Annotated in this window: 3 protein-coding genes and 1 pseudogene; 1 reads left to right on the top strand and 3 read right to left on the bottom strand. The window is 67.9% G+C overall.

Annotated elements, in window-relative coordinates; translation table 11 throughout:
• Positions 1-347: 347 nt before the first annotated feature.
• Complete coding sequence (locus tag AC36XV_RS03360) at positions 348-2,513, top strand: M14 family metallopeptidase (protein ID WP_492202260.1); 2,166 nt, start codon at positions 348-350, stop codon at positions 2,511-2,513.
• 47 nt (positions 2,514-2,560) lie between these two features.
• Here AC36XV_RS03360 and AC36XV_RS03355 read toward each other — a convergent pair whose 3' ends face one another.
• From AC36XV_RS03355 to AC36XV_RS03345, 3 genes and pseudogenes are all read right to left on the bottom strand, one after another.
• On the bottom strand, positions 2,561-3,934 hold the full coding sequence (locus tag AC36XV_RS03355; RefSeq protein WP_492202259.1) for a sensor histidine kinase: 1,374 nt from the start codon (positions 3,932-3,934) through the stop codon (positions 2,561-2,563).
• 21 nt (positions 3,935-3,955) lie between these two features.
• Entirely contained in the window at positions 3,956-5,323 is a 1,368-nt protein-coding gene (locus AC36XV_RS03350; protein WP_492202258.1) for a sigma-54-dependent transcriptional regulator, read from the bottom strand.
• 10 nt (positions 5,324-5,333) lie between these two features.
• Positions 5,334-5,507, bottom strand: a pseudogene (locus AC36XV_RS03345) (ABC transporter ATP-binding protein); the annotation flags it as partial.

Below are 5,507 nucleotides of genomic sequence, written 5' to 3'. Positions count from 1 at the left end.
CATTCAGGTGAAGACGGGAAAGTTCGACGACGCGCTGCTGCGCGAGCTGCCGGGCGACGCGAAGCCCGAATACATCGTGGGCTCTCTCGCCGATGTTCCAGCCCTTGTGCTCTGAGGCGCCGGGCCGGGGCCCGATCGCCTGCCGCACGCGATGCCCCGCCGGGAGCCGGATACGCCGCCTTCTGGCCGGACTCGTCCTGGCATGTGCGGCGTCTTTGCCAGCCGGTGGCCCACTGGACGCCCAGGAGCCGAGCGGTTCCGCCGCCGTCCAGCTGCCGCCCGATCCGCCGGAGGCCTTCCTCGGCTTCCAGCCCGGCGCCGACCGAGAATTGGCGGACTGGGGGCAGATGATGGGCTACCTGGAGGTCCTCGCTCGGCGGAGCGATCGGGTGCGCCTCGACACCATCGGGCGGAGCACCCTCGACCGTCCCATGCTCCTCCTGACGGTCACGGACACGAGCAACCAGAGAAGATTGCCGGAGATCCGGGTCCAGCAGGCCAAGCTCGCCGATCCCCGGCAGCTGACGGACCCGGAGGAGAGGCGGCAGCTGACGCGCTCCGGTCGCCTGGTCGTGCTGGTCACGGCGGGCGTCCATCCGATCGAGGTCGGAGGCAGTCTCGTGCCCCTCAACCTGGCGTATCGGCTGGCCACCGCCACGGACTCGGCGACCCTGCGGATTCTCAGGGAAAGCGTCGTTCTGATCGTGCCCGCCGTGAACCCGGACGGAGTCGACATGGTGGCGGATTGGTATCGCGGTTCCCTGGGAACGCCATGGGAAGGATTGCCTCCGCCGTTCCTCTACCACCACTACACGGGGCATGACAACAACCGCGACTGGTATTCGTTCACCCAGGTCGAGACCCGGAACGTGGTGGAGCAAGTCTACCGGAAGTGGCATCCGCAGGTCGTACACGACATGCACCAGCAGGGACTGTTCGGCAGCCGCTTCTTCGTCCCCCCGTGGCTGGATCCGATCGAGCCGAACGTCGATCCGCTTCTCGTCGCGGCGACGAATGCGCTCGGCACCGCCATCGCGTGGGACCTGATCCGCCAGGGAAAGGAGGGCGTCGCGGTCCACGCTCGATACGATGCCTGGAGTCCGGGACGGGCGTACGCACACTACCACGGGGCGGTCAGGTTGCTCAGCGAGACCGCCAGCGCCCGGCTCGCCAGCCCCCTCGAGGTTCTGCCGGAGGAGCTCGAATCGGCACCGGGGGGTGCTGGAGCCGAACGGGCCTGGAACGTACCGGTGCCGTGGAGCGGGGGACGGTGGGGGATGGCGGACATCGTCGCCTACATGGAGGCCGGTGCCCTGTCGCTTCTGGGGAACGCGGTGGCCTCGAGACAGGCGTGGCTCGAGAACTTCGTAGCCGTGGGAGAGCGGGCGGTGGCCGGATGGCCCGAGTGGCCTCGCGCCTGGATCATTCCGGCCGACCCCGGAACGGCAGAGGCAAGAGCCGAACTGGTGCGCATCCTGACGACAGCCGGGGTGGAGCTGCGGGTGGCGCCGAGGGGCCTTCAGGCGGGTGATTCCGAGTGGCCTGCCGGAAGCCTCGTCATTTCGATGCGACAGCCGTACGCTGCCTTCGCCCAGATGGTGCTGGCCCCACAGCGGTATCCCGGAGGTCGTCTGCACCCCGAGGGAGGGGCGACGGAGCCGTACGACGTGACGGCCCATAATCTCCCCCTGTTCCTCGGGCTCCGTGCGGTGGCGGCGGGACGCCTTCCGGTGGGCGACACGGAGCCGTTCGAAAGACCCTACGCCGCCCCGGCGCGGCACGTGCCGGGGGTGTCGGGGGAGCCCGGCCTGCTGGTCGGCCTCTACCAGCCGTGGTTTCCCATCCCGGATGAGGGGTGGACCCGCTGGCTGTTCGACCGATACGAGATACCGTACGCGACGGTGCGCGATCGGGAGGTACGCCAGGGTGACCTCACTCGCCGCTTCACGAGCCTGGTGCTTCCCTCCGTCGACCCGGAGGTGCTGGAGCGCGGCTGGGAGCCCGGGGCCATGCCGGTGGAGTACACGGGTGGGCTCGGCGCGGCCGGGGCGGTGGGCCTGCGCCGCTTCGTGGAAGAAGGAGGGACGCTGGTCGCGCTCGGCCGCTCGACCGGATGGGTGTCGGATCGACTGGGCCTCGGTGTGGTCGATCGTCTGCGGGAGCGCCCACGAGACGAGTTCTTCGCGCCTGGCGCGCAGATTACGCTGAGGGTCGATACGACGAGCACCGTCGGCCGGGGGATGCCGGTCGATGGTGCAGCCTGGATCGAGGGAGGCGCGGCGTTCGACCTCCCGGCGGGCAGTGACGCGGTGCCTGTGGCCGCCTATGGTGAGCGGCCTCGCGTGCTCAGTGGCTGGGTGCGCGGGATCGGATCCCTGGCCGGGGCCGCGGCGGTCGTGGACATCCCGGTCGGGAACGGAAGGGTCGTGCTGTACGGAATCGACCCGCAGCAACGCGGGATCTCGCTGGCCACCTTTCCTCTGCTGTTCAACGCCCTGCGCACGACCCCCTGAAGGTGCACGAACGGATCGGGCGCGACGCAACCGGTCAGCGCTGAGCCTCAGGCGTCGATTGCAGGCACTCCCGACGGCCGTTCGGGGAGCCACACCTCCGCCACGCAGCCCGGGCCGTCCTTGCGGTTCGCGAGGCGCACGCGTCCGCCGTGGGCTTCCGCGATCTGCCGGCTCAGGGCGAGTCCAATGCCCGACCCTTTCGGCTTCGTGGTGAAGAAGGGCACGAACAGGTTGGCCGTCTGAGCGAGACCCGGTCCTTCGTCCTCGATTCGAACCCGAAGCTGACCGAGTTGGCTCGACCAGCTGATCCGCACGCCTCCCTCCGTCTCCAGAGATGCGTCGACTGCATTGTCCAGCAGATTGATCAACAGCTGGTCGAGCTGATCGCCATCCGCTTCGATCGTGACGTCGGGACTGTCGATCACCTCCACGCGCACGCGGGACTCGAGGCTGGCTACCCGCTTCACCCAGTCACGCACGCTGAGCGATCGTCGCTGTGGGTGCGGAAGCTTGGCGAGTCGGGCGTAGGAGGACATGAAGCGACCGAGCGCCTCGGACCGGCCGGCGATCACCTGTAGTCCCTCCCGGAGGTCGTCGGCCTCTTCGCTATCGGCATACCTGCGCTCGAGCAGAGCGCTGAGGCTCGTGGCGATCGACTTGATCGGGGTGAGGGAGTTGTTGATCTCGTGGCTGAGCACCCGGATGAGGCGCTGCCACGCCACCCTTTCCTCCTCTCGCAGCACCTGGCTCAAATCGGCCAGCACTACGAGGCGGTGCGGGCGGGCCTCCCAGCGGAAGCTCCGCCGGCGGAGCTCCCAGCGCCCGAGCCCGTCGGCGACCGTGACGTCCATGACCCGCGGGGTCTCACCCGAAAGGCAGGACTCGAGTCCGAGCTCCTCGGCGGTGAATCCGAGCACGGCCTCTCCCTTTCGTCCCAGCAGGTCCTCTCCGGCCCGATTGATGAGCCGCAGGCGGTCCCGGTCGTCGAAGGCGAACATGGCCACGTCGATGACCGTCATCACCCGGGTGAGGAGGTTCGAGGCCTCGAGCGCATCGAGCCTCTGGTTGTGGAACGAGCTCGCCAGCTGGTTGACCTCGTGGAGGATCAGCCCGAGGGCGTCGTCCTTCGCGGGGGCGCGAGTGCGCATCGAATAGTCTCCCTCGCGCAGCGCCTCGAGCATGTTGGATACGGCGTGCAGCGGTCGCACCAGCCGGTCGCGCATGGCCAGGAGCAGGGCGACCCAGGACCCGAGCACGAACACCGTGACCGTCCACTGCGTCCGGCTGGCGTGATCCCCGGTCCAGACGAGGAAGAGCGCCACGAGCACGGCCGGAATGCCGGACAGGACGGCGAGGAAAGGGATCGCCCTCTGGTAGGTGAGTCGCCTGCGGATCTGTCTCCTGACGCCGGCCGGTATCATGTGCGGCCTTCCTCGCAGGGATCAGGCGTGCAGGCCGTGCCGCTTCAGACGCCGGTAGAGCGCGCTGCGGCTCAGGCCCAGGTCGTCCGCCGCCCGACTGACGTTGCCCCGGTTTCGGGAAAGAGCCTTCCGGATGAGGATACGTTCCGCCTCTTCGAGCGGCACCGCCTCCAGCCTCAGCGACCCTTCGGTCGCCTGCCGGAGGCCCAGGTGCTCCACGTCGACAGCGTGATTCTCCGTGAGCAGGACGGCCCGTTCCACCGAGTGCCTGAGTTCCCGAACGTTGCCGGGCCACGGATGGCGGAGCAGGGCGTCCATGGCTGCGGCCGAGAAGGTCATGTCGGGTCGTCCGTACTTGCCTCCACTGATTCGGAGGAAGTGAGCGGCCAGGAGCGGAATGTCCTCCCTGCGCTCTCGCAGGGGCGGCAGCTGGATTTCGACCGTGTTGAGCCGGTAGTAGAGGTCTTCTCGAAACGTGCCCTCCGCGACGGAACGCTCCAGGTTCGAGTTGGTGGCGGTGAGGATGCGGACGTCCACCTTGCGTGCCTTCGAGGAGCCGACCCGCTGGAACTCACCGGACTCGAGCACGCGGAGCAGCTTGGCCTGCTGGGTGAGCGGGACGTTTCCGATCTCATCCAGGAAGAGGGTCCCGTGTCCGGCCAGCTCGAAGTAGCCGACGCGATCGGTCTTGGCGTCCGTGAACGCTCCCTTCACGTGACCGAACATCTCGCTCTCGAACACGCCCTCCGACAGCCCTCCCGTGTTCACGGTCACCAGGGGCCGATCCGATCGATCGGACTTGAAATGGAGCCACCGGGCCACCACTTCCTTGCCCGTGCCGGGTTCGCCCGTGATAAGGACGTTCGCGTCCGAAGGGCCCACCCGTTCGATCAGTCGAAGAACCGGTTGCATGCTTCGGGAGTCCGCGATCAGCTCCGGCACGTCCGCGTCCCTCAGCATCTGGTTCTCGGCCTCGAGGAACTGCGCCCGTCGGACCGCCTTCACGAGCGTGAGCTGCGAACCGATCGTAGCCAGGAGACGATCGTTGTCCCACGGCTTCTCGATGTAGTCCCGTGCGCCGCGCCGCATCGCCTCGACGGCGCTCTCGATGCTTCCCCACGCCGTCATCACGATCACGGGCAGGGTGCTGTCCAGCACCTGGATGCGAGGCAGGAGATCGAGCCCTTCCTGGCCCGACGTCGTATCCCGCGTGTAGTTGAGGTCGAGGAGCAGGCAGTCGAACTCGTCGAGCTCGAGGAGCTCGAGCACTTCCGACGGCGAGGCTGCCGTGGCGACGTCGAATCCTTCCGCCTTCAGCAGAAGTCGCAGCGCCGCCAGAACATCCGCCTGGTCGTCCGCGACCAGGATGCTTCCTTGGTGTTCGCTCACGCTGTCCGCCTCACAGGCTCTCGATCGACTGCTCTTCCACGATGCGGCCGTCGAACAGGTGGATGGTCCGCTCGGCGTAGGCGGAGTACCGGGGGTCATGGGTGACCATGAGGATGGTCGAGCCCTCGGCGTGCAGGTCCTTCAACAGATCCATGACCGCCTCGCCGTTCGTGGAGTCGAGGTT

The sequence above is a fragment of the Candidatus Benthicola sp. genome, assembly GCF_058719085.1.
This window is presented reverse-complemented; position numbering and strand designations above follow the sequence as displayed.